The organism is Methylobacter sp. BBA5.1 (genome assembly GCF_000746145.1).
Lineage (GTDB): Bacteria > Pseudomonadota > Gammaproteobacteria > Methylococcales > Methylomonadaceae > Methylobacter > Methylobacter marinus.
The window spans coordinates 58,172-81,222 of record NZ_JQKS01000013.1 but is presented as its reverse complement, the minus strand read 5'-3'; the positions used below and the strand labels follow the sequence as shown (position 1 = coordinate 81,222).

General features: G+C 47.5%; 28 protein-coding genes and 1 pseudogene. 9 read left to right on the top strand and 20 right to left on the bottom strand.

Features of this window, described 5'->3' with window-relative positions:
* The first annotated feature begins 107 nt into the window (after nt 1-107).
* From EK22_RS09335 to EK22_RS09315, 5 genes are all read left to right on the top strand, one after another.
* Complete coding sequence (locus EK22_RS09335) at nt 108-437, top strand: MerR family DNA-binding protein (RefSeq protein WP_200882588.1); 330 nt, start codon at nt 108-110, stop codon at nt 435-437.
* A 141-nt stretch (nt 438-578) separates the two neighbouring features.
* Nucleotides 579-842, top strand: a complete 264-nt coding sequence (locus EK22_RS09330) for a thioredoxin family protein (protein WP_036250317.1) — start codon at nt 579-581, stop codon at nt 840-842.
* Nucleotides 843-996: 154 nt separating this feature from the next.
* Nucleotides 997-1,311 carry a heavy-metal-associated domain-containing protein gene (locus tag EK22_RS09325; RefSeq protein ID WP_036250314.1) on the top strand — a complete coding sequence of 105 codons (315 nt, stop codon included), beginning with the start codon at nt 997-999 and terminating at the stop codon, nt 1,309-1,311.
* A 48-nt stretch (nt 1,312-1,359) separates the two neighbouring features.
* Nucleotides 1,360-2,217, top strand: a complete 858-nt coding sequence (locus EK22_RS09320) for a transporter (RefSeq protein ID WP_200882587.1) — start codon at nt 1,360-1,362, stop codon at nt 2,215-2,217.
* 14 nt (nt 2,218-2,231) lie between these two features.
* Nucleotides 2,232-3,212, top strand: coding sequence for an NHL repeat-containing protein (locus EK22_RS09315; RefSeq protein WP_036250308.1), 981 nt, complete (start codon nt 2,232-2,234; stop codon nt 3,210-3,212).
* Nucleotides 3,213-3,749: 537 nt separating this feature from the next.
* On the opposite strand, the gene EK22_RS09310 is transcribed toward EK22_RS09315, so the two are convergent.
* Genes EK22_RS09310 through EK22_RS09300 form a run of 3 tightly spaced genes read right to left on the bottom strand, consistent with a single transcriptional unit; the run spans nt 3,750 to nt 5,985 of the window.
* Complete coding sequence (locus tag EK22_RS09310; protein WP_036250306.1) at nt 3,750-4,469, bottom strand: pirin family protein; 720 nt, start codon at nt 4,467-4,469, stop codon at nt 3,750-3,752.
* Nucleotides 4,454-5,092, bottom strand: a complete 639-nt coding sequence (locus EK22_RS09305; protein WP_051961828.1) for a nitroreductase family protein — start codon at nt 5,090-5,092, stop codon at nt 4,454-4,456. Before EK22_RS09305 ends, EK22_RS09310 begins: the two co-directional genes overlap by 16 nt.
* 11 nt (nt 5,093-5,103) lie before the next feature.
* Nucleotides 5,104-5,985 (bottom strand): SDR family oxidoreductase, encoded by an 882-nt coding sequence (locus EK22_RS09300; RefSeq protein WP_200882586.1) that lies wholly within the window; start codon nt 5,983-5,985, stop codon nt 5,104-5,106.
* 127 nt (nt 5,986-6,112) lie between these two features.
* On the opposite strand from EK22_RS09300, the gene EK22_RS09295 reads away from it, so the two are divergent.
* Entirely contained in the window at nt 6,113-7,009 is an 897-nt protein-coding gene (locus tag EK22_RS09295; RefSeq protein ID WP_036250301.1) for a LysR substrate-binding domain-containing protein, read from the top strand.
* A gap of 30 nt (nt 7,010-7,039) precedes the next feature.
* Here the strand turns inward: EK22_RS09295 and EK22_RS24215 are convergent, their stop codons facing one another.
* The 8 genes and pseudogenes from EK22_RS24215 to EK22_RS09260 form a co-directional block, all read right to left on the bottom strand.
* Nucleotides 7,040-7,300: a hypothetical protein gene (locus tag EK22_RS24215; RefSeq protein WP_152565059.1), complete on the bottom strand. Its 261-nt coding sequence runs from the start codon at nt 7,298-7,300 to the stop codon at nt 7,040-7,042.
* Nucleotides 7,301-7,340: 40 nt separating this feature from the next.
* Nucleotides 7,341-8,096: an HD-GYP domain-containing protein gene (locus EK22_RS09290; protein WP_036250298.1), complete on the bottom strand. Its 756-nt coding sequence runs from the start codon at nt 8,094-8,096 to the stop codon at nt 7,341-7,343.
* Between the two features lie 23 nt (nt 8,097-8,119).
* Entirely contained in the window at nt 8,120-8,497 is a 378-nt protein-coding gene (locus tag EK22_RS23595; protein ID WP_081917827.1) for an eL24 family ribosomal protein, read from the bottom strand.
* Between the two features lie 6 nt (nt 8,498-8,503).
* Nucleotides 8,504-8,929: a MerC domain-containing protein gene (locus EK22_RS09285; RefSeq protein WP_036250295.1), complete on the bottom strand. Its 426-nt coding sequence runs from the start codon at nt 8,927-8,929 to the stop codon at nt 8,504-8,506.
* Between the two features lie 23 nt (nt 8,930-8,952).
* Entirely contained in the window at nt 8,953-9,318 is a 366-nt protein-coding gene (locus tag EK22_RS23130; RefSeq protein ID WP_051961827.1) for a MerR family transcriptional regulator, read from the bottom strand.
* 2 nt (nt 9,319-9,320) lie between these two features.
* Nucleotides 9,321-10,991, bottom strand: coding sequence for a mercury(II) reductase (merA, locus tag EK22_RS09275; RefSeq protein ID WP_081917826.1), 1,671 nt, complete (start codon nt 10,989-10,991; stop codon nt 9,321-9,323).
* Nucleotides 10,992-11,277: 286 nt separating this feature from the next.
* Nucleotides 11,278-11,993, bottom strand: a pseudogene (locus EK22_RS25565) (mercuric transporter MerT family protein).
* A 157-nt stretch (nt 11,994-12,150) separates the two neighbouring features.
* Nucleotides 12,151-12,555 (bottom strand): MerR family transcriptional regulator, encoded by a 405-nt coding sequence (locus EK22_RS09260; RefSeq protein ID WP_036250291.1) that lies wholly within the window; start codon nt 12,553-12,555, stop codon nt 12,151-12,153.
* Nucleotides 12,556-13,067: 512 nt separating this feature from the next.
* Between EK22_RS09260 and EK22_RS09255 the strand changes: the two genes are divergently transcribed.
* On the top strand, nt 13,068-13,568 hold the full coding sequence (locus EK22_RS09255) for a pirin family protein (RefSeq protein ID WP_235209265.1): 501 nt from the start codon (nt 13,068-13,070) through the stop codon (nt 13,566-13,568).
* Entirely contained in the window at nt 13,508-13,684 is a 177-nt protein-coding gene (locus tag EK22_RS25245) for a pirin-like C-terminal cupin domain-containing protein (RefSeq protein ID WP_369798202.1), read from the top strand. Before EK22_RS09255 ends, EK22_RS25245 begins: the two co-directional genes overlap by 61 nt.
* A gap of 39 nt (nt 13,685-13,723) precedes the next feature.
* Here the strand turns inward: EK22_RS25245 and EK22_RS09250 are convergent, their stop codons facing one another.
* Together EK22_RS09250 and EK22_RS09245 are read right to left on the bottom strand one after the other, a co-directional pair.
* Nucleotides 13,724-14,323 (bottom strand): hypothetical protein, encoded by a 600-nt coding sequence (locus EK22_RS09250; protein WP_036250289.1) that lies wholly within the window; start codon nt 14,321-14,323, stop codon nt 13,724-13,726.
* A 1-nt stretch (nt 14,324) separates the two neighbouring features.
* Nucleotides 14,325-14,906 carry a hypothetical protein gene (locus EK22_RS09245; RefSeq protein ID WP_036250286.1) on the bottom strand — a complete coding sequence of 194 codons (582 nt, stop codon included), beginning with the start codon at nt 14,904-14,906 and terminating at the stop codon, nt 14,325-14,327.
* Between the two features lie 772 nt (nt 14,907-15,678).
* Here EK22_RS09245 and EK22_RS09240 point away from each other — a divergent pair.
* Nucleotides 15,679-16,419, top strand: coding sequence for a hypothetical protein (locus EK22_RS09240; RefSeq protein WP_036250284.1), 741 nt, complete (start codon nt 15,679-15,681; stop codon nt 16,417-16,419).
* Nucleotides 16,420-16,469: 50 nt separating this feature from the next.
* Here EK22_RS09240 and EK22_RS09235 read toward each other — a convergent pair whose 3' ends face one another.
* The 7 genes from EK22_RS09235 to EK22_RS09205 all read right to left on the bottom strand — a co-directional run bounded on the left by EK22_RS09235 (nt 16,470) and on the right by EK22_RS09205 (nt 23,051).
* Nucleotides 16,470-17,408, bottom strand: coding sequence for a ParB/RepB/Spo0J family partition protein (locus EK22_RS09235; RefSeq protein WP_036250283.1), 939 nt, complete (start codon nt 17,406-17,408; stop codon nt 16,470-16,472).
* A gap of 72 nt (nt 17,409-17,480) precedes the next feature.
* Nucleotides 17,481-18,320, bottom strand: coding sequence for a ParA family protein (locus tag EK22_RS09230; protein ID WP_051961826.1), 840 nt, complete (start codon nt 18,318-18,320; stop codon nt 17,481-17,483).
* Between the two features lie 173 nt (nt 18,321-18,493).
* The gene (locus EK22_RS09225; protein WP_161786413.1) at nt 18,494-20,128 is read right to left on the bottom strand and encodes a tyrosine-type recombinase/integrase; all 1,635 of its coding nucleotides are present in this window, start codon (nt 20,126-20,128) and stop codon (nt 18,494-18,496) included.
* Nucleotides 20,129-20,184: 56 nt separating this feature from the next.
* Nucleotides 20,185-21,105: a DNA-binding protein gene (locus EK22_RS09220; RefSeq protein WP_036250277.1), complete on the bottom strand. Its 921-nt coding sequence runs from the start codon at nt 21,103-21,105 to the stop codon at nt 20,185-20,187.
* A 5-nt stretch (nt 21,106-21,110) separates the two neighbouring features.
* Nucleotides 21,111-22,427, bottom strand: a complete 1,317-nt coding sequence (locus EK22_RS09215) for a UvrD-helicase domain-containing protein (protein WP_036250275.1) — start codon at nt 22,425-22,427, stop codon at nt 21,111-21,113.
* Nucleotides 22,424-22,714 carry a DEAD/DEAH box helicase family protein gene (locus EK22_RS09210; protein WP_152565058.1) on the bottom strand — a complete coding sequence of 97 codons (291 nt, stop codon included), beginning with the start codon at nt 22,712-22,714 and terminating at the stop codon, nt 22,424-22,426. Before EK22_RS09210 ends, EK22_RS09215 begins: the two co-directional genes overlap by 4 nt.
* Entirely contained in the window at nt 22,704-23,051 is a 348-nt protein-coding gene (locus tag EK22_RS09205; protein WP_036250271.1) for a hypothetical protein, read from the bottom strand. The genes EK22_RS09210 and EK22_RS09205 overlap by 11 nt, the downstream gene beginning before the upstream one ends.

The following is a 23,051-nucleotide window of genomic DNA, read 5'->3' as shown; positions in this document are numbered from 1 at the left end:
ATGATTTGAAGCATTGGAGTTAAGGCTATGAATACCATGACTATCGGGCAAATTGCGCGCAATTCCGGAACCCCATTGAAACCATACGGTTTTATGAGCGGGAAGGGTTGATCGAAAAACCGCCCCGGACAGAATCCGGCTATCGGAACTATCAGCCGGACGTTATTTCCCGTTTGAGCTTCATTAGGCAGGCCAAGTCGCTTGGGTTTTCCCTGATGGAAATCAAGGAACTGCTTTCCCTCAAGTTTAGCCCTGAAACGAACTGCGGCGATGTGAGGAGTCGGGCCGAGATAAAGATTCTCGACATCGAACATAAGATCGATAGCCTGCAAAGAATGAAGCTGGCGCTGGTCAAATTGGTCACCGCGTGTCCTGGCAGCGGACCTGTCAGTGAATGTCCCATATTGGAAGCCATGGAAACGAAGAAGTTAGGATGAGGAAAACAAAATGAGTCAGCAAACCCGGTGTATGAAGTTGTTTTCCGCGCCGAAATCATTAAGCGGTTCGTGTCCTGTTTGTGTTCCAAACGGACCGCTATCCATCAGCGAGCACAAAAAACCTTAGAAAGAGTAAAGACCATGAATACAAAACGTAAGATTGAAATCTTTAGTGCGGACTGTCCCTTGTGCGACGAGACAGTAGAACTCGTCAAGCAAATCGCCTGCCCATCGTGTGAAATTACCGTGCTGGACATGAAGGATTCGGCTGTAGCTGATCATGCCAAAAGCTTAGGCGTTCAATCGGTGCCAGCCCTCGCAATCGACGGCAAGCTTGCCGAATGTTGCGTCGGGCGCGGGCTGGATGAAGCCGCTTTGCGAGCAATGGGGATAGGACAACCTTGAACCGTGTGCAGTCAAATAGGGTGGGCAGGCGTCTTTTTGCCCGCCCTCCCCATGAACACCCGCATCGCGAGCCATTCGGACAAACCGTAACGTTTGTTCACATGGATGTAAGGTTTACCATTCAAGCATCTACAACCGCACGGAGGTTTCTATCATGAAAAATTTTTGGCAACGAACAGTTCTTGTCCTGGGTCTGGTGCTGATGTCAGTGAGCGCGTTTGCCGCGCAACAGGCCTACAAACTTCGCGTGGACGGGCTTGCATGCCCGTTCTGCGCCTATGGCGTCGAGAAAAAATTAAACGCCATCAAAGGCGTTCAGCGGATTGGAGTGGATATCGCCACCGGCATCGTGACCGTCACAATGGCTGAGGGGGCAACTCTCGATGAAGCTACTGCGAAACAAGCCGTCAAGGATGCCGGTTTTACTCTACGCGGGTTTGAGCCGATGCCGGCTACGCATACCCAATAGGGCCACATCATCAAGAGATTCGTACCCCTCCTCATCGTTCTTGCCGCATTGAACACGGTCGGCATCGCGTGGAGCGCTCCCATCACCTTCAATACCGCACTCCCGGTCTACGAGGGCGGCTGGGTCCTGCGCGAGCAATTCGTCTTCAGCAAAAACGCCGACGATCCTACGCCCGCCAACCGCGACTTGGAGGCTGTGGGGGGAGTATCCGTACTGGGCTACGGGTTGACCCGAGACCTCGCATTATTCGGCGTGCTGCCCTATTTTGACAAGGACCTCGACCTGAAAATGGGCGGGCAGAGCATTAACCGCGGCAAGCAGGGGTTCGGCGATCTCACGGTGTTTGGCCGCTACACCGTATACGAAAACAACGCTCCGGGGCGCACTTTTCGCATCGCGCCGTTCCTGGGCGTGGAAGCGCCGACCGGCAAGGACGACGCGCGGGACGCTTTGGGCCGTCTTCCGCCGCCGGTGCAACCCGGCTCCGGCTCGTGGGACGTGCTCGGCGGCGCCGTCCTCACCTACCAAACCCTTAACTTTCAGATCGACAGCCAACTGAGCTACAAAGCCAACCGCAAAGCCAACGGCTTCGAATTCGGCGATGTTTTTAAAGCCGACGCCTCGCTCCAGTATCGGCTGTGGCCACGCAAACTCGGCAGCGGCGTTCCGGCTTTCCTCTATGGCGTTCTGGAAGCCAATCTCGTCCATGCCGACAAAAACCGGGGCAGTGGCACGACGGACCCGAATTCGGGAGGCACCACGCTGTTTCTGTCGCCCGGACTCCAATATGTGACCAAAAAATGGATCGTCGAGGCCGGCGTGCAGGTGCCCGTTGCCCAGAACCTCCACGGCACGGCGCTCAAGAATGATTACATTTTCAACGCGGGTTTCCGCATCAACTTCTGAGGAGATATCCGGGTATGAAGCCGACGACCGTTCTGAAGATATTCCGTTACCTTGTCATCGTTCTTGCGCTCCTCATTGCGGGCGGCTGGCTTGCGTTCGCGCCCTCGGCGCAGGAGCCGCCTTATCAATTTGTGTCCGCGTGGGGCGAAAAAGGCGGCAGTCCGGGGCAGTTTAATGACCCGACCGGAATCGCCGTGACCGACAGCGAGGTGTTCGTCTCCGATGCCAGGAACGGCCGGATACAGGTGTTCGACTTGGACGGCCACTTCAAACGCCAATTCGGCACGCCGGGGAATGAACCGGGCCAACTCGGCCGGCCGATGAATATCACTGTCTATGGCAACGAGCTTTATGTTGCCGAGTATTTCAACGACAGGGTGCAAGTGTTCGGGCTGGACGGCACGCCCAAGCGGATCATAGGCAAGACAGGTGGCGGCCCCGGCGAGTTCAACGCGCCCGGGGGCGTCGCCGTGGCGCCCAACGGCGATCTGTTCGTCGCTGATTTCTACAATCAGCGCATTCAACAGCTCAAAGCCGACGGCAGTTTCGTGCGGCAGTGGGGCACGACGGGCAAGATCGGCATTTGGGCGGGACAGTTCAATTATCCTACCGACGTCGCCCTCGCCCCCGACGGCAGGCTTTATGTGGCGGACGGCTATAACGACCGTATTCAGGTATTCGGTTCGGATGGCGATTTCCAGCGCAAATGGGGCGGACCGTTCGCGATGAACATTTTCGGTCCATTCAACGGCTGGTTCGCGACGGTAACGCGAGTAACCGTTGATCAGTCAAGCAACGTATTCGTCGCTGACTTCTACAACCATCGGGTTCAGAAATTCAGCGCCGACGGGGAATTCCTGACGAGCTTCGGCGCCAAGGGCCAAGGCCCTGGTCAGTTCAATCATGCGATCGCGGTGGCGGTGACAACTGACGGCATAGTATTTATTGCCGACTTCGGCAACAACCGAATAGAGAAATGGAGGCGAGATAATTAGGGGGCAAAAGAACCCAAACCTCGTTTTAACTACAGCCTGATGTAGAATTTGTACCAAGGTGCCTCTATGGATGGAAATCTGCGGCCAATGATAACCGCTGCCCAGTCCTCGGGCTTCTCTCCAAATTTGCTGGCCTCGCTTGGTGTAATAAACCAATTCAGAAGTGACTACGCTGGCTGCTGTCAACTTATCAAGTAGCCCTAACTCGGCCAACTCTCTCATGGCATGGGGCAAAATATTAACGCCGACTCCTAATTCATCGACTGACAGGGAGGATTCAAATATATCAATATCATGGATTCCAGCATCCAGCATTGATAGTGCTAATGTGAGTCCACCGACGCCAGCTCCGATAATGGCTATTTTCATAATATTACCTATAAAATTAATTGGGTGATTTTTGTGGTTAAAAAATTAAGTCACTTTTATGTGAATTATTTTCTGTGATTTTTTAATTCATCACAGGACAGTACATAATTGCCAATACTCAGACATATAGCTTGAAAAATAAAGCGACGTGTATTGAAACAGTGATATTTATTTCATCGGCACCTCAATACAAAGCACTTCTGATTGTTCACAGGCACCAATAGATAGCCTGTCTTCATCTGTTATTCCTATTCCATCTCTTTTGTTTAAGTGTTGTGAGCCAATACTTACCTTGCCAGAGATAATGAAAAAATAAACGCCATTATTCTCATTGTATTTTTCATAATTAATAAGTTGGCCGGCATCTATTCTGGCAAAAGAGAAAAAGGCATCTTGATTAATACCCACAGAATTCATAGTCCCAATAGTCCCCATAGGGGCAATAATTAATTGGAAATGATTGTCTATTTTTCGCTCGTTAATTTTTATTCGGTCATATTGTGGAATAATATTCAGTGTTTTTGGCATCACCCATATTTGCAGGAAATTAACTTCTTCATGCTCGGAATTATTATATTCAGAGTGAGTAATTCCTGTACCTGCGGATATAACTTGTATTTCACCAGCCTCAATAATTTGTTTGTTTCCCATGCTGTCCTGATGCCTTAATGAACCTGCTAGTGGGATGGATATTATTTCCATATTTCGATGAGGGTGTGTTGCAAACCCGGCAGAAGACTGAACAATATCATCATTAATAACTCGTAATAAACCAAAGCCCATTCGTTCAGGGTTATAGTAACCAGAAAAGCTAAAGGTATGGCGGCTATATAGCCACCCATGTTTTGATGCTCCCCTGGAATCTGCAACATCTAGCATTCTGGACATTGTTCTAACGCGCCTTGATGATTAAACATATCAGCTACCCTGATGTCATTCAGATCCAATTGCCCGGGTCTGTTCCATGCCTCTTTCATCGCCTTTCCGATTGTTACAAACATTGAAATCACATGATCTTCGGGCAGCTTGATCAGCTTGGCAACTTCATTAAAATCAAACCCGATCATAGGACATGAGTCATAACCCATGGACTTAGCTGCCAGCATTAAAGTTTGAGCCGCAATGCCGCATGACCTCATAGCTTCATCACGTTGCACTTGAGGGTTATTTTTGTAGTAGTCTTCCATTACAGGCAGTACATAATCCTGTGCTTCTTTAGGTGCATTTTTCCAGTAACGACTAGGTGCTTTATTCCATGCCTTTAAATCAGCGCACAAAATAATTAATAGAGATGAATCGGTTACTTGTGGCTGCCCATAAGCAGCTTTACTGATTTTATTTCTCAAATTAGTATCACTAACGATTACAAACCTCCAGTTTTGAGCATTAAATGCAGTGGGTGACAACATAGCCAAAGAAATTAATTGTTCTTTTTCAAAACTTGTCATTTGAAAGTTTGGGTCAAACTGCTTAATAGAACGTCTGCTTTTAATTGCTTCTAATGTATTCATGCTGTATCGGGTTAGTTGAATACGGACTGATTGGCTTCGATATAGCTCCGCATGGTTGTCAGCTGTCTCCCCAGTAATTGTTCACCATCCGGCGAGACCTGGGCAGCCTGGTTGGAAGCGAAGACCTCGAACAGTTCCAGCAGCCCTTTGGCCTGCCATTCCGGCCAGCCGGAGTCGAGCAGGGAACTGAGCGTCGTATCTTTATCGGGAGAGATATATTCCACCGCTTTGCCGGTTACGTCGCTGAAGATCTGTGCCATATCTTTGCCAGAAAGCAGCTCGGGGCCGGTGATGTTGTAGACCTTGCCCTCGTGCCCGTTGGTGCACAAGATTTTGGTTGCGATATCACCGATATCTGCGATGTTCAAAGGAGCAAACTTGCCGTCGCGAATGCCGAAGTAGAAGGCGCCCTGCTTGATACCATCCGCCCAGCCGGGGAAGTTTTCTTGAAAGAAAATGGTGCGCAGATGGGTCCATTTTAGACCCGATGCCTCGAGGTATTTCTCGCCATAGCGAAACTGCTTGGCGAACAGGATGGCTTCATATTCAGCTCCGACCACCGAGTAGAAGAGCACATGCTTTACAGAACCGGAAGTCACAGCGGCGTCAATCGCATTCTTGGCATGCTCTTCGCGATTTTCGACATTACCGATAATCAGGAACAGCTTTTGAATGCCATTGAAGGCTGCTGGAAGGGTTTCAGGCTGATCCAGATCGAGGATGACGGTCTCGATGTTCGGGAACTGCTCCATCAGAGCCTTGGCCTTGGCCTCGGTCCGCACGCCTGCCCGGATGATGTACTTGTCCTGATGCTTTTCTGTCAGTGACTTGATGGTAACGACACCGTTTTGTCCAGCAGCGCCAATGATTAACAGGGTTGGTTTGATCATCATAATATCCTCTTAAATGTTAAACAATTTGAAATGTCAAGGTCATTATAGAGTTGCCTAAAAGAATAAAAAGCGATAAATTCTGCTTAATAGATTCAAAATATTTGAATAATAAACCCGAACAGACAGCATGAAATATCCTATCACCCTCGATGCGCTGGAAGTGCTGGATGCGATTGATCGAAAAGGCAGTTTTGCAGCAGCGGTTAATGAACTGTTCCGGGTTCCTTCGGCCATCTCTTATACCGTACAGAAACTGGAACAGGACCTGGATGTGGTCTTGTTTCGCAAGGAAGGCAGAAAAGCCGTATTAACGCAGGCCGGAAAAGTACTGCTTGAACAAGGCCGGGAAATTCTGGAAGCAACGGAACGCTTGGCTATAGCCACGAAAAAAACCCATAGCGGTTGGGAACCTGTTTTCAATATCGCGATAGATTCAATTTTGAGTTTTGATTTCATCTATCCATTAATAGCCAGGTTTTACGAGGTACTGCCGGATATTGAAATCAATATTTATGAAGAAGTATTAGGCGGCGCGCAAGAAGCGATAACCAGTAATCGAGCTGATCTGGTAATAGGCGTAGCCGCCGAACCCACGCCGAGTCAGAGTGTTAAATATCAAAAGATTCAGCAGATTGAATGGCTTTTCGCCGTTGCGCCGGGGCATGAGCTGACCCAAGCGCCACTGCCGCTATCCCGGCAGCTGATTGAGCAACACCGTTTTATCGTGGTAAGGGATTCGTCCAGAAACCAGGCGCCACAAAGCCATCGCGTATTCAGCAAGCGTCCGGTATTGAGCGTGCCATCGGTGACGGAAAAAATACACGCCCTGTGCTTGGGTTTAGGTGTCGGTTTTTTACCGGCTCACCGGATTCAGGATGTACTTGAACAAGGTCTGCTTATCGCGCTGCCGGTAGAAAACACGATACCGATAGAGACTTGCCACATGGCCTGGAAAACAACAAATAAAGGTAAAGTCTTGAACTGGTTTATTGAGTATCTATCCCGGCATGATTTCACTTTGTAGTGGTCAAGTTTTTTCTGACACCGAAATAGATTATTCATCTGCCATTTTTCGTTCAAAGACGTTGGCAAGCAGTGCTAAAAATGCAAAACACCAACCGGTTAAACGTCTACCCGGCGAGAGGGACTGATCGGAATATTGCTGCGTTAAAGAGGTAGCACAAGATGTGTTATCGCATTCGGATAAGTGGCCTATTTTATTTAAACTTGTTTTCATTGCTCCGCCTTTCTTTGTTTCACAAAAAACCATTATTTTTCCGGATGGATCGCCGATTGCATCTCTTCTGTCTTGCATTCATCATCCGCACAGGCAGGCCTTCCCGGCCCGCTCATGGTTAATTCTCCAGACTGGAGAATATCGATCTCGCAGGTAACTCGCATTTGAGCGCCACCATTTCCCGCAGCACCGCTTCCTCGGCAATAAAAGCCTCCACCGCCGAAGGGTCGAACTGAGTTCCCGACCGCTTGAGAATTTCCCGCTTCGCTGTATCGTAATCGCTCCCTTTTCGGTAAGGACGATTGGAAGTTATGGCGTCCAACGTGTCGATGACGGCGAACAAGCGAGCACCGAGGGGAATCGTTTCTCCGGCCAAGCCCCCCGGATAACCGCTGCCATCATAACGTTCCTCGTGATTGAGAATAATCTCCGCGGCTTCCTGCATGAACGGCAAACGGACTACGATGGCGTGTCCTTTTTCAGGGTGGGTGCGCATTTCCGCCCATTCGTTTTCGTCGAGCGAGCCTTCTTTCAGCAAAATGGCATCCGCGATGCCGATTTTACCGATGTCGTGCAAAAGCGCGCCCCAATAGCATTGTCGCAACCGCATGGGATCGGAAATGAAACGCCGCGCCAGCACTAGAGTATGACAGGCCACCCGTTTGGAATGCAGGCCGGTTTCATGTTCGCGAAGATCGAGCATCTCTACCAAAGCCTCGGCGAATGCCGAATACACGTCGTCTGGCCAAGAAGCCGCCTTGCGTCCGTCCAGAAAACAATTCTCGCAGCAGCAACGGCCGCCGCTGGCGATATGCAGTTGCCTACCGATCCGGCGCCCGCAACTCGTACAGGTTAAATCCGATGTATTGGCCATGATCCGCCTTTCTTTGTTTCAATTCACATACTGCAACAGCCCATATATTCACCAAAAACACCGGCATAATTTGTTTGCCACGCTAAACGCGCAATGAAATAGTGCGGATCTTTATTGAATACCTCCAGGCAATGAGGGCAGCGACAAAACGCAACCGGTTTGCCGTTAAAATTTATTGCCACTGTGGCATTAACCGGTTTTTCCGCCAAACAAACAGGGCAAACCGTCAAACCGTCTGTTTCGGCCAGGCATGCTTCAGGGGCGGTTATGAATATTTCCAGACACCCCTTACAACAAAACCAGTATTGCTTCCCTACATGGTTATGTTGAACGGCTTTTTTCTTGGGGATGCCTAATCTGACTAATGAACATCCGCAAGCCGGGCAAATGGGGGTTTCCATCGTTTGTTACCGGTCTTCGATCTTGCATTCGTCATCCGCACAGGCAGGGCTGTTGCTTCCGATCATAAAATCCCAGACATTGGCGACGACAAAAAGCGCAAGCCCTATATAGACCAGCATCACGGCGACCGGCAATATCCCCGTCACGGTAAGCCCTAAGCCGACGGTACTGACCGATGCGCCGATGCTGCCGGTCCAGAACGCGAGCATCGCTTCCTCCGAGGGTGCTGCATGTCTCCTCGCGGAACGATAAAGCGTCCATAAATTTAAAGCGGCGAACCCCACAAACATCGGCAACAAAAAGGCGTCGTTTATCAGAAAGCCAAGCCCGACGGCAGCCACGGCGCTGAGCACAACAGTGACGCCAAGACAGCAGGCCGCGGCAACTGCGGCGCCGAACAAACCGCCATATTGACTTAATTTTTCATTCATTTTAATGCTCCACAATATTTTGCTTAAAGCGAGACCACAAAATGTTGCTTCAGGCTTTGTTCAAAACAATTCAATCTATTCCGGCATGCTTCAATATACTGAGTCAATTCAGCCAAACTTATTTCCATAGCGTCATCATCCCTGTTTGCACGAGCTTCCAATAAACGGTCGATCTGCTCTAATGGAACACCTACATCGCGAGCCATTCGAATAAACCGCAACCGTTCAATCACCGGCTCGTAAAACAAGAACATTCCCCCGGCTGTTCTGACGCTAACCTGAATCAAGCCGCGATCGATATAGGTTCTAATACAATGAACGCTGATACCGGTTTGCTTTGCCAGGGTCGAGAGCCTGATCAGCTTGTCATCCTTAAAACAGGCATTCATCCTTAGCCCGCGCAACAGGAGAGTTCTTTCACGTCCTTGCTAAATGTTTGCGCGCACAGTTTGATGCCTTCCACCATCGTCAAATACGGAAACAATTGCCCGGCCAGATCTTCTATCGTCATCCGGTTATGGATGGCCAATACCGCCGTCTGTATCATCTCGCCCGCTTCCGGCGCCAGGATTTGCGCGCCAAGCAAACGTCCGCTGCCCGCTTCCATGACCAGTTTGACAAAGCCTCGGATTTCAAAATTAGCCAGGGCGCGCGGCACATTTTCCAACGGCAACAGACAGCTGTCGGTTTCTATATTCTTCAGGTGCGCTTCGGCTTCACTCAAGCCAACGGTGGCCATTTGCGGTTCGGTAAACATTACCGCCGGCATCGCCGACAGATTGATGGCTGCATCGCCGCCGGTCATATTGATGGCGGCGCGGGTTCCGGCGGCTGCGGCAACATAAACAAACTGCGGCTGGTTAGTGCAATCGCCGGCGGCATAGATATGCTCGACATTGGTGCGCATGTGATCGTCAATACTGATAGTGCCATCCTTATTGACCTTAACCCCAGCTTTTTCCAGACCCAGACTTTCCGTATTAGGCGGCCTACCGGTGGCAATCAGCAAATGGTCTCCGATAAGAATTTGGCCTGACCTGATTTTCAGGGTAAATTTTCCTGAACCGAACAAACTCTTTTTATAGCTCACGGCTTCTGGCTGAGTATTGGTTAGGATGTTCATGCCTTCCTCTTCCATGACGGCTTGCAATACCGAGCCTATTGCGGGATCTTCCCGATACATGAGCGTATGGCGAGCCAGCAGCGTTACTTTCGACCCCAGCCGCAAAAAGGCTTGCGCCAGTTCCAGGGCGACTATCGCTGAACCAATGACGATCAAATGCTCCGGTAGTTTTTCCGCCACCAATGCTTCGGTGGATGTCCAGTAAGGCGTGCCCGCCAGTCCCGGAATGGGCGGTATGCCCGGAGACGATCCGGTGGCAATAAGAAAGCGGTCGGCTGTAATTTCGGTGAATTCGCCATGTTCCCGATCGACAATGAGCGTATCGGCGTTTTTAAACCGTGCCTGCCCTTTGATCAGATTAATCTCCGGATGGGTTGCTAAAATATTTTCATATTTGGCCGCTCTGAGTTCGTCGACTCTCGCTTGCTGTTGGGCAACCAGTTGCTTGCGGTTTATCACCGGTTGTTGTTTTTTAATGCCGGCAAAAGCGTGATTTTTTTGTAAATAGGCAATATGCGCCGCGCGGATCATGATTTTGGAAGGCACACAGCCGATATTGACGCAAGTGCCGCCAATGATGGGATTGCGTTCAATCATCGTCACTTTGGCGCCGTTTTCCACCGCTTTAAGGGCGCAGGCGAAAGCGCCCGAGCCGGTACCGATGATTGCAACATGCAGCGGTTTGCCTTGGTTTGCCGCCGCCGTTTTTTTATCGCCTTTGGCGGTTTTGCCGTCGATTTCTTTAACCCGATAGCCTTTTTGTACGATTTGTTCAAGCAGCGATTCAAGCCGGGCATCCCCCGTAACCGTCAGGGTGCCAATGCCTTCCGGGTAAGAAACTTTAATCTCGACGCCTGCAAGCGTATTCAAGGCTTTCTCGATGCCCTCGGCACAGCTTGGACAGGTCATGCCATCGATTTTCAGTTTTTTGGTCCACATGAGGATTTCCTTAATTTAACAACACCGTGGTAAAACTACACAGTCATCGGTTTCGGCAGTTTTGTCGTCAAGCTCTTTAACCCGAAACCCAAGTCGCGTAATTTGCTCAAGCAGCGATTCAAGACGGGTATCCCCGCTAACCGTCAGCACGGCAATACCTTCCGGGTACGAAACTTTAATCTCGACATCCTCAAATGCATTGAGTTTTTTTCGATGCTAACGACGCAGCTTGGGCAGGTCATGCCATCAATTTTCAGTTTTTTGATCCACATAACGATTCCTTGAATTATTTTGGCAGATGAACAGTCGCCGGGTAACCGGCATTTGTAGTCGCCTTAATCAAAGCTTCTATGCTGGTTTTCTGTGGATCGAACGTCACATCGGCCGTTTTTGCATCGGCATCGACGCTTACCTTTTGTACGCCCTCGACACCCTGCAGGGCTTTTTTAATCGTGATTTTACACATCGCACAGGTCATGTTTTGCATATCCAATGTGACCGCTTGACTGCTGTTTTGCTTTTGCAATTGAACAGGAACAGCCGCTTCGGCATGGGCCGTCTGCATTAATAAAGGCGCAGCCAATAAGCTCAACGTTAACAATAAAGTTTTGATAGTCATCATTATTCTCCTTAATCCATAAAAATCGGGGCATACCAGGGAAACGCCAGCAGCAGCAAGATTAACGCAGAGCCGCTCCAAAACATCATCCGTTGTTTGTGCTTAACTTCGGATGACGCACAGGCTTTGCCTGCTTCGCAGCTTTCCGGGATCATATAAAGTTTGCGATAGCCCAGACCGATAAAGATCAGGGTCAGAATAATAAAATAAGGCCTGACCGTTTCCATCGAAGTGAAGGCGCTCATCCACGCGCCGCCGATCCCTAAGGATAAAAGCAACAAGGGGCCGACACAGCAGACCGATGCGCCGACGGCGGCCAGCACGGCGCCAATCCCTAACCAGGATGGGTCTTCTTGGGGCGGTGTTTCATTTTCTGTCGTCATAAGCATTTTCCTAAATAAAAACAAAGCGTCTGATAATCGGCATTCGGCAAAGGCCTAGCGAATGCAGAGAATGTCAGGTTTAATAAAGCACGAAGAAAAGTTTAAACCCTGTTCCATAGAACAGTGTCAAGCAGAATTTACATTATTTTTTGAATACTCAGGATTTTGAGTCCGAGTTATTTGAAAGTGCATCGATGAGGGAACAATGTTCTGCAGAAGAATCGCTCTGGCAGCGTTTTACCAGCGCCTCCAATACATTATGAAGCGCCGTTAAATCTTTTATTTGCGCATCGATTTGCAGGCATTTCTGTTCGGCAATTTCTCGCACGTTGGCGCAATGACCGGCATCGAGCGACAACAGTTGGGCAATTTCTTTTAAGGTAAAACCCGCTTGTTGCGCGCGTTTGATAAATCGGATTCTGGCTATGGCATTGGCCGGATAATGCCGGTAACCGCTAAAGGGTTTGCCGGGCTCATCCAGCAAACCGATACGCTGGTAATAGCGGATGGTTTCAATGGTGACTTCGGCTTGTTTCGCTAGATTTCCAATTGTAAGTTTCATCTTTGCACCAACAGGTGTGTTTCAGAAAGCGACCAATGATGTGACGCGCGATTGATGGGTCCGATGCAAAACGCACAGCCTGATCTGCATCCAGCATAGCGGTTCACAAGCCACATCAAGGGCGGGAATGTCATGTAGTAGCGTAACGTGCTTTAGTGAGCATCTTTTCCTAAATATCTATTTTGTCAACTTGTTCTCTGGCAAAATACTCTAAAGTTATCAAGCAATCATGGACTGTATTACGCATATCCAATCAGTCATTGAATATAGTCTAATATGAACGTCTTCTTTTCAGCCAATTGTGCACAGTTACAAATGTATAGTGAAGAGCACTAAGCTAAAATCAACAAAATCGGTTGAGAATTTTGCCGCATACCGACATAAAAAACTACCCGAGATTGCCTAAAAATAGGTTTTATCTTGAATGATTTCAGTATGAAACTTTAATGAATACTCAGGGAGAGTTAATTCTTTGATGTTACTTATTTACGAAGGAATCCTTACTGTCACCCATGTTGCATCAAGACCACCTTGGCTATCGCGGTGATTTGAAGCCTGGTTCGGTGCAATGGATGACCGCTGGCCGTGGAATCATTCATTCCGAAATGCCGCAACAAGAGAGCGGCCGCATGCGCGGGTTCCAGCTTTGGGTGAATCTGCCCGCTCGGGAAAAAATGAAACCACCTGCGTACCAGGATATTCAACCCGAGGAAATTCCCTTGCTTACTCTGCAGACCGGAGGCCGGGTAAAAGTCGTCGCGGGGACTGCTCAGATTGAAGGTCAAGTAGTATCCGGCTCTATCCAGGGAATGAGTACCGACCCTTTGTTTCTTGATGTTCGGCTCACAGCAGATGGTCATTTTGTCCAGCCGATTGCTCAAAGGCATAACGAATTCCTTTATCTTTACGAGGGCTTGGCCAAAGTCGGTTGCTGGCAACCCATGCCGTCGGCGTGCTCTCCGAAGGGGATCGCGTGGAAATTCACGCAGGGAGGAAAGGAGCCTCTTTTCTGAGGCTTGCGGCCAAACCCTTACATGAGCCGGTTGTCCAGTATGGCCCTTTTGTGATGAACACACGCGATGAAATTGGACAGGCACTTGCGGATTATCGGGATGGGAAGTTGATGTAAGCCCGACCATCCAGCAGCAGTTCTTGAGGCACAGTTTGGTCAATAACTTCGCAGTTCTTTCTTGCTTCTTTCCTTGATGACAATAACGCTTAGAGCACTTAATGAACGATGCAATTTTTTGTTGTCCCAATTTTCATGTATCAAGTCGCTGATTACTTCATGAGCCAGTTCAAGCTCCCTATAGTTCATTAAATACGGACTCACTGGCAGCAGCCTTGGCTCAAAAAGCCTTTGAACTGATTTGTCTTCCAGACGAGTCTGTTTTTCATTTAGAAGATTTGCTTTCTCTACTTCTTGTTCAGGGCTTAAGTATTTCGGATGGTGGGTTTCCCGAATGCGTTCAGTAACCAAAAACCATGTGCCGTCGTCGAAGTACTCTTGTTCATCCGGATAGGTAACTTTTCTGTTCTTTCTAAACCTTTTGTTGGCTATCTTTTGATGGTTTTCATCGATCGCCTGCAATTGCTCGCATTCGATCCGCAATAGCGCATGGCTCTTATCTTTATTGAAACCCGAGCTGTTCCCTCTCTTATCGACACACTCTTCAATAGACAAATATTCCAGGACGTCACGATCACGGTTGATGTTGGTGCATGCCGAAATCAGTAATGCCTGTATAAGTACCAAAGCCAGTTTCATTTTACCCTTGACGTTGCTTAAGCTCGCGTCCAATTACCGATTGCAGCTCTCGGTAACGCCATGGGCTACAGAGTGTTTTATGCCCGATCGTTGAATTAGCAGCCATTAACCCATAGAGATCAACCAAGTTCGTGTTGGAAATCTCGTTTAATCGGTTTGGCAAAATCTTCACTTTGTCGTTACGGGCCTTAATCGATTTTTGCCCATCTATTTCCGCCCATAGTCTCGTTCGGTATTTGTTGGCTAGATCTTGAGGTATCCGCAGTTCTGGATAATTCTCATCAATGTAAAGTCCTTTTACAAATTCCCAGCAAAGTGAATTTTCCTCTAATGGTTCTTTCGAGGCATGCCTTCCGTGCTCGGAACTCCCATGAAGGCTTGATTCAGAAAATTTTTGAACCATCACAATCCGATGGCATTCATGATGGGCTTGCAAATATCCTTGCTCTCCACTGATTTTAGTTTCCGTCATTCGCTTCATTGCGCATGCATCCAGTTCTGCGTTTTTTTCCAGCGCAAATCTTTGAGCTTGAGTACACCCAGTCAACCAGCCCGCCATCATTAAAACAACCAATCTAACCATAACCTTTCTCTCGAGCTCCCTCGGGCGTTTAACTATCGAATTTACCCTGATCCAGCATCTCACACTCTTAAAACAATGCAAGGGTGCATCGATGTCATCTTTCTAATCCTGGGGGGGCGGTGGTAAACCCGTGAATTAACCTGAAATAATGAAAAATTTATTTAGTAATTCACTAAAAAAATTCATTTATTTACATGATTGGTGATGATTACACCTATTATCATCACTAAGCGCGAAAACCTGCCAATGCAATTTCAACGCAGCATTTTCCAGGCTATTTGAATCGCTGCATCTCGCTAAAGGGCTAATTTATAAGGATTCTCCCCGCTGGGAGGCATCGAGAGTTACGCAAGCAAGCGTCGGCCGAGTAGTCCCCGGTAATCAGATGGCAGGATCGTTTCCCGATCAGGGAATCTTCAGGGCGCCTCGACCGGGTGTCGCGTGATCTGATCTCGACAAACGTCGACTACGACCAACATAGAAGGCAAAGATCGCGGAGGCAATCAACTTGATGGTGTATACGTGATTAATGACCCAGTATGACCAGCGAATTTTTCCGCCGGCAGTCAGCACTCGCCGAATTTTGACAATGGCCGTTATACCTGGCTTGTTTTCTCGGCACGTTTTGGATACTCTTATTAACAAGGTAATCTGACCGAACCTGCCGCCGGGTTAAACAGATATTGCGAATTCAAGCAATTCACTTGTCGACCTCAATCATGGTTGATGCGTAATCGGCGGACATCGACCGAAATTTGATTGGAGGTTTTTCATGGCTTCAATTCCGCTTTCGGAAATTTCTTTGAGTTCCTTAAAGAAATCGTTACGGACGCAATACCCTGATGTTCGATCATCACATTTAAGTGAAGCACTTGCTGCTTCATTACGTCGTCGCACACATGCATCGCTGCTGTCTGAATTACCCAGTTTGGCCGTTGATCCTCCAATTGAACTGCTTGACGACACTCTGTTTGATCAACGTCTTCAAGAGCTTGGTTATCCGGCTGACCCAGAGTTCAGTTTCGAATATCTAGAAAAAACGCATGTGATCCGTACTGCAGATATGTCTGCTTGGGACATCGAGTATAAGAGTGCACGCGAAATGGCTTGGCGCAATCTAATGGTGCTAACGATCAACGCAGGAATAGAACTGAAATTATTTTCCTTGCGTCCTAATGACAATCGCTGGCTAGGGGCTGACAAGAAGGAATCCTATCTGTATGACTTTTTGTTGCCGAATGGCTTGCCAGCTAAAGGCTGCGTGACTGATGCCGGTTGGGGTGAATTATCCATACATGCCGCTGTTAACCCTAAAGAAGAATGGGTTCGGGCGGCCAATGCAGGGTTTCATGCGGGTGATGCTTTCGCCGCTAGTTGGCTGGAGCGTAAGAACGGTGCATGGCTTCAATCTTCTACTTCTATGTTCAATTGCAAAATGGCGATTTTACATACACTCGCTGAACAAATAGCAGTGCCTCTGGGATACGGTGATAGAGACAGGGTTATCATGTAGCCATCAACCCTGACAGGAGCAGGGTTCCCCCGATTCGTCGGGGGATCATGTCAATGTTTAAGCAGTTCACTGACAAATTCATGAAGCGACTTTTCCTGATCGCTACTCAGTGCGGCGCATGACAATGTCAGCGTGATCTTTTTCCCATTGTTTTTCAACTTGCCAACTGCCTTACCTTTGGGGTCAAGAAATAACATTGGCTCAAGATTGAGTTGATTTGCGTTTGATGATTTTGACTTTTGATCATGTGATTCTGATGTCACCATTTTTTCGATCTCGGAAGCGACTCTAATCTGAGTCAATTCGCCAGCTTCAATGAGATCAATCGCTTTAAGTGTCGCTTCACGATATTTCAGGTTTTCACCTGGTTCATTCGCAAAGAGTCTTTTGAGTTCCTCGGCCGCGGTTCGGTTGAGTAAAAAGGGTTTACTATCCAATATCGATCTCAACCAACCCGGCAGCTCCATAAACGCCAGATAACGATACAGTTCGCTGCGCGTTTTTTTCAGATAACGCGCTAACTCAGTTCGGCTACCGAAATTTTCTTTAACACCATGAATAGCAAGGGCCACTTCGTAATCGCTCAACCCTTCCCGATCAAGGTTCTCAGCCACTGCTATCAGTCGCATTTGCATATCGTCCGCGCATTTCACTATAGCGCTGATATGTGATTTTTTTAGAAGTTGATGCGCACGCCAACGCCTTTCGCCAGCGATAATTTGAAATCTGCTTTCATGCTTTCTTACAACGATGGGCTCAATCAATCCATGTGCATCAATGGATTCGGCAAGTTGCTCTATCTTTGTCAGATCGAACTCTCTTCTAGGTTGCCACGGATTGGGATTGATCAATTCCATTGCGACAGGCTGACTTTCCCCTTCGCTACTGGTTAAAGAAAAAATCGGATCAGAAGACATGTGCTGATCGAGATTGTTCTTTGATAAAGACTTCAATTTATCAAGAGGAGATGGTTTTCTGGTTTCGTTCATTTTTAGCGATCCTTGGTTGTCTCATTTTGGGACAAGGGTAAATATCAATTTACATCATGATGCTCATCAGATTTAGTTGATAGAGGCTTCTTGATTGCCTTGCGCAAGCCCCAACTTGTCGATCAGGTAGCGCGCCAATTCTTCAAAATCTTTGGCTACTTTCCCGTCTTTTTCCATTTTTCGTATTGGCATTCGTGCGATAGAGGCTTCACCGACCTTGGCACCTGCATGGATCACCATCGGCAATATGTTGCCGATTTTTTCCTGAACCGTTTCAAAAATGGCCTTGCAAGCTCGTCTTCGCTCGTCGTGTCTTGAAATCAACACGCCGATATTGATCAATTCAGGATTGATGCTTTCTTTGATCCGATTGATATACGCTGTAAGGTCAGCTACCCCATACAAAGGGTACTGACTGCTCGTTTCAATTGGCACTATGTAGTGGGTTGATGCGGCCAATGCATTGCCAGTCAGTAATCTGAGTGACGGTGGGGTGTCGATGATGATGACATCATACGCCTCGCGTAACATCCCTATACGCCGACGCATTTCCTCATATGGTCTGGGTGAATAATTTCTCAATGACTCTTCGACCGATTGATCCAATTCGAGAGACCCTGGAATCAGATGCACATTTTCAAATCCTGGGTTTGTTTCAATTTGGATAGCTTCCATGATTTCTTCAAGGCCGCCACGAAATAGTACGCTTGAATTTTTGCTTAATGTGGAAGGGTGCGCGACACTCACATGGGTACTTGCATTCGCCTGTGGATCAACATCGATCAGAAGTACATTAAATCCTTGTGCGCCAAGTTCGGCCGCTAAATTAACGGCTAGTGTTGTTTTGGCTGAACCGCCTTTTTGAATGGCTACGGTGATAACCGGCGCTAATCTTGTGTTTTTCTCGCTCATTATTTTTTCTCGTTCAGTAAATTGAGTGATTTATTTGCATGTGTCTCATTTTGGGACACAGCGATTCCTGCGAATCACAATTCATTTTCCGCTTCTTCCAAATAATGCAACTCCTGAATAAAATCTTTTTCCGGAAATATGTCTCATTGTGGGACGGTTCTTTTTGATTGCCACTACGAGGCCTTATCTTTATCGCTAATTCCGAGCATGGCTTTATAACGCTCATCCCGATCGGTATGGACATAAATGGACGTTGTAGCGATGTTGCTGTGACCAAGGTTGTCTCTGACGATCGCCAACGGAACTCCGTTAGCGACTGCATGACTGCCGTGAGTATGCCGAAGCCAGTGGGTGCTGGCTCGCCTTAATTTTTCTGCTGCCAAAGGATCTGTATTGGCCACATGAGTTGCTGTGTCTTCGAAAAACCTTTTGAGTTTTTGATAAAGACCTGACGCGCTTAATGGTGATCGATTTTCCCCTCTAAGCTTCCCAATAATGGGCGTGTCTTCCAATACATAGCCAACTGGACCAAGCTTTCTATCCCTCAGATGCGCATTGATTCCCTCCATGAGAACGGGCGACAAAGGCACCTCTCTGTATTTATTGCCTTTGCCGATGACATCAAGCCACCATTGATCACCGTCGAAGTTAGATACTTGCTTCAGGTCGCCAATCCGTGCTTTCACTATTTCGTGAAGCCGAAGTCCCGTTAGGTAGGCAAACTTTAGAATGAACGTCGTGCGGCGGTAATCATTTCGTTGCGATTCTGTTAACGCTGAATTGTTTGCCTGCTGCTCTGCATATAAATTGATTTGTTCCCACAACATAGGAGACAATACGTGATCTGTGCCGTTGGTTCTTCGTCCATATCCTTGTGTGCTCAGCCCGGAAAAGGGATTGCTGTCCAAATAACGTTGGCCAACCAGCCATTCGCAAAGGCCGCTTAAAATCACTTCGGCCTGCCGAATGCTTGAGGGTTTGAGAACCCCTTTGAGTGGCCGCCATTCCTGTGACCATCTTGGGGCGGGTCTGCCAATCCACCGATCAGCGGGCTGGGGGTCGGCAAGGAACCGTCTGTATTCAGCGCAATCAGGCGTTGTAATGGAAGAAAGTGCTTTCCCTTTTTCAAGGATCGCCCACAATAGAAATCTTTCGGCTTCTTTTCGATACGCGCGGTGTGTGGATGTATCTTCATCCCATAGGGATAACCACGCCATAATTGACTCGTAATCGTTTCGAGCATCAATTCTGCATCGCTCTACTGGGGCCCGGTTGCTCCCAATTTCACCTGTTAAATGAGCTGGTGGTGTGAAACGCTCCAAGGGGGCTATGCGGTTGCTCACAACAGCCACATCAAGACATGTCGCCTTTTTAGACGAAAGATCCAACGTCATGCCTAAATCAATCTCTGACGCCGCAAAAAAATCGTGTACTGCGTCCGCGGATTGCTTACCTAAATTGGGTACCTTTTTCCACCAACTGCCACCGTGCTGGTTGATGAACTCAGCTAGTTCGGCAAGGGTTTTTATTTTTTTGATGTTAGCTAATCGAGCTGAAATTTGCTGAGGAAGCCAGCGGTTGTAATGATCATCAGATTGAGGACTTGGATCAGGTTTCGATTTGAGCATATCAATGGATTTGAGTGCTCGATTCGTCCAGTCCTGGCTGTATTCTCTTTCGTTGACCCATAACTTAGCATCTGCAACCAAATCAAGTTGTTGTGCTTTTCTGGCAAGTTTTTCGCGCAGTTGTTTGACTGCACGCATTACCTCATTTCGATCCGCATCGTCGAGATACAGTTCTCCCATAACATCCCATGAGACGCCTTGAATCCAGCTGCGTATCAAAGCCATTTCTCGCGGATTCAAAGCGCAACCTTTTCACTTGAAGGTTTTTCGGATGGACGACGCTGTTTTTTTACCATCGCTTGCAACTTGGATGTTTTGTCTTTTTCCATACTTAAAGCTTTTTCCATGTCTACCACGTTGCCACGCAACTGATCAATTTGATCTTCCAGCTTACCCTGGCGTTCTAACTGATCGCCAACTTGGTTCATGACTTGTGTCAATCTTGCACGTAACGATTCCTGATCGAGTTTTGCTGTTTCCAACGAACGATTCAGATTGGCAACGATTCTGGCTTGCTCATTCCTGGCAGCATCTTTTTCCTCCTCGATCCGTTTCAAATGCCAGAGATGATCTCTCTCCGATTTTTCTGTCCATTCTTTAGCTTGTGCTTCGTGAGCTTTTCGCGATTCCTCTAATGCTCCTTCACTCCTTGAAAGATTTTCTCTAGTAACGCCAAGTTCCGATTCGGCTTCTTTCAAACTAAATGCTGTCTCGTTTAATTTTTCCGAGATTTCTTTATTCAAAGAAATTTGAGATGAAATCTCCTGGCTCAATTTTTGATTCTCATTTTTCCACTCATCTGTTTTTGCCTTGATTTCTTGTTCAAGGAAGTCGATGCGTGATTTCCACTCTAATTCTTTTACGGTTATCTCTCGATTCCTTTCCTCATACTTTTTTTTGGCCTCGCCAAGAGCTAACTTCCATAATGATTCGGCGGCGTCGACAATAACCGCCGGCATATTGGGATGCTCCAATTTTTTGCGATGCCTTTCGACAAAATGGAGAGTCCAATCATTCATGGCCCTCTTGATCACAGCAGGGCTATTCACATGAATGCGATCTCGGATGGCATCAATAGTCGGGAAACGTCCTTCTTCCAGGAAGACCGTATCGCAACATTCATAGGCCAATGAGTAGGTGTCTGATCGCTTTTCCATACTGATCACCGTCCCATATACATAGCCAAATCAAAATTTAATTGAAGGGTTCTCTGCGCTCTTGTTGCTGCGACATAGAGTATGTTCAGATCCTCTTCAATAGGTCGTAATAATTCGTATTTTTCCGGTTCGCTAATTTTCGATAAATCCGGTATTTCGCAAAGCTCAATAAAGTCATCGTCTAGCTGTACATTTGCCCATTCCAGGCCTTTCGCTTTGTGCGCTGTTGATATGACAACGGCGGCATATTCCATGGACGCAGCGGCGCCTACTTTCCGTTCGATTTTGTCGATGATGTCCGGGATGCTATCGCCGTATTCTTCAGTTATCCGGGAACGCGGCTTTATCTCCGCATCTTCAACTTCTTCCGCATAAAACTTCAGTTCTGCGAAATCATTGAAAGAGCGAATAAACGGGTCCCTAATCAAATTGAATTGACGCTTCCATAAATAGTAGATGTCCAGGATCTGATTGAAGCGATATCCTTCACTACCTCCCACATGCCGCCAGCTGCTGCCACTATTAATAGCGCGTGCAGTTTGCGAGAAGACGCCGGCATTTGATCGACTGATAATCGTTTTTGGCTCGCTATCATTTATTTTTCCGATTCTGTCATCGCCTGATAATCCTTGGACTCTGATTGATTCACCTTTCATGGCCAAGATCTTGTTGGCAACGTGTGCAATGTTTTCGCCGAACCGGAAAGAACCCGTCAGATATCGATCGACGCCACCTTGCTTGATCGCAAATCCAAGTGCATTACGGGCGCCCCGCCACCCATAGATAGCTTGGTGTGAGTCGCCAACGAATACCTTTTGCGCCGTTTGCTTGAATATGATCGACATGCTGACCGGGTTCATGTCTTGGCTTTCATCGACCAATAAATAGTCATATTCAGAAAGAACGGGGTCGGATAACTGAAAGAGTTTCAGATAGCCATCGTGCAAAATCCCGACATCACGATCATTTATATCGATCATTTTTGACCATAGTCTTTTGGCCTGGATCATGATCAATTGCTTGGTGGCGTTATCATCGATGCTGCCGATCTCATTAAACACTTTGCTCAAGCGACTGTAATTATCGTGTACGTGTTTCGCTTGGTTTTCCCTGTCTGGGCTGTAGAGATACTTGATCAGAGTGTCGAATACCACGCTGGCAATAACCATGTCATCGTTATGACTTCCGTTGTAACCAATCTCTCGATCCAGTTCCTCTCGAAGCTGTAATGCTTTCTCGACTTCGTGGGGTTTTAGCCCTCTAATCAATTTGTGCTTGTAACGTATCCCGGTATGACGGTAGGCCAGAGAATGAGATGTCATAGGCTTAACCCGAGTGTGCCTTTTAACTTTTGCTCGGCTTCGATTTGCACCGATTTATTGAGAACCAGGTAAAGCATTCTTTTGTGCCTTCTGGTTTTGGCAAATTCAAGCAAAGTGGAAGTTTTACCGGCTCCCGCAAAAGCTCTTACGACCAGAATAGGGGCTTCGGTTTCAACGATGGTTTTTTGTTCTTGCGTCAACTGCATGATTTTCTCGCTTCTCAGTATTTTTTCTAAAAAAATCTCATGCTTTGAACAAAACGCAAGTCGCTTTTCATTAAAGTCCACCGCCAGCAATCCCAAATAATAGTTGGCTGCCTTTTCCTTTCTTTAGCTCATTATTTTGTTTCGCGTTCTCCTTTCTTCCTTCGGCTCTCTCTGCCACGCTTGGAAAATTTACCGATAATGATTCCGTTCGAATGTTATCTGGTTTAACAACAATATTATCTTCAGGCGTTTTTTCGGTATGCGAACTATTGGCAAATGTTTTTTCCCCGAGCAATCCTTGAGTAGCTAATTCTCGAAGAAAGGTCGCTCTACGTCTGCTTGGTTTATTGACTAAATATCGATAAAGATCAGAGTCGGCGCTTTTATCAATTACAATCTTGACTGTGATTTTTTCCAT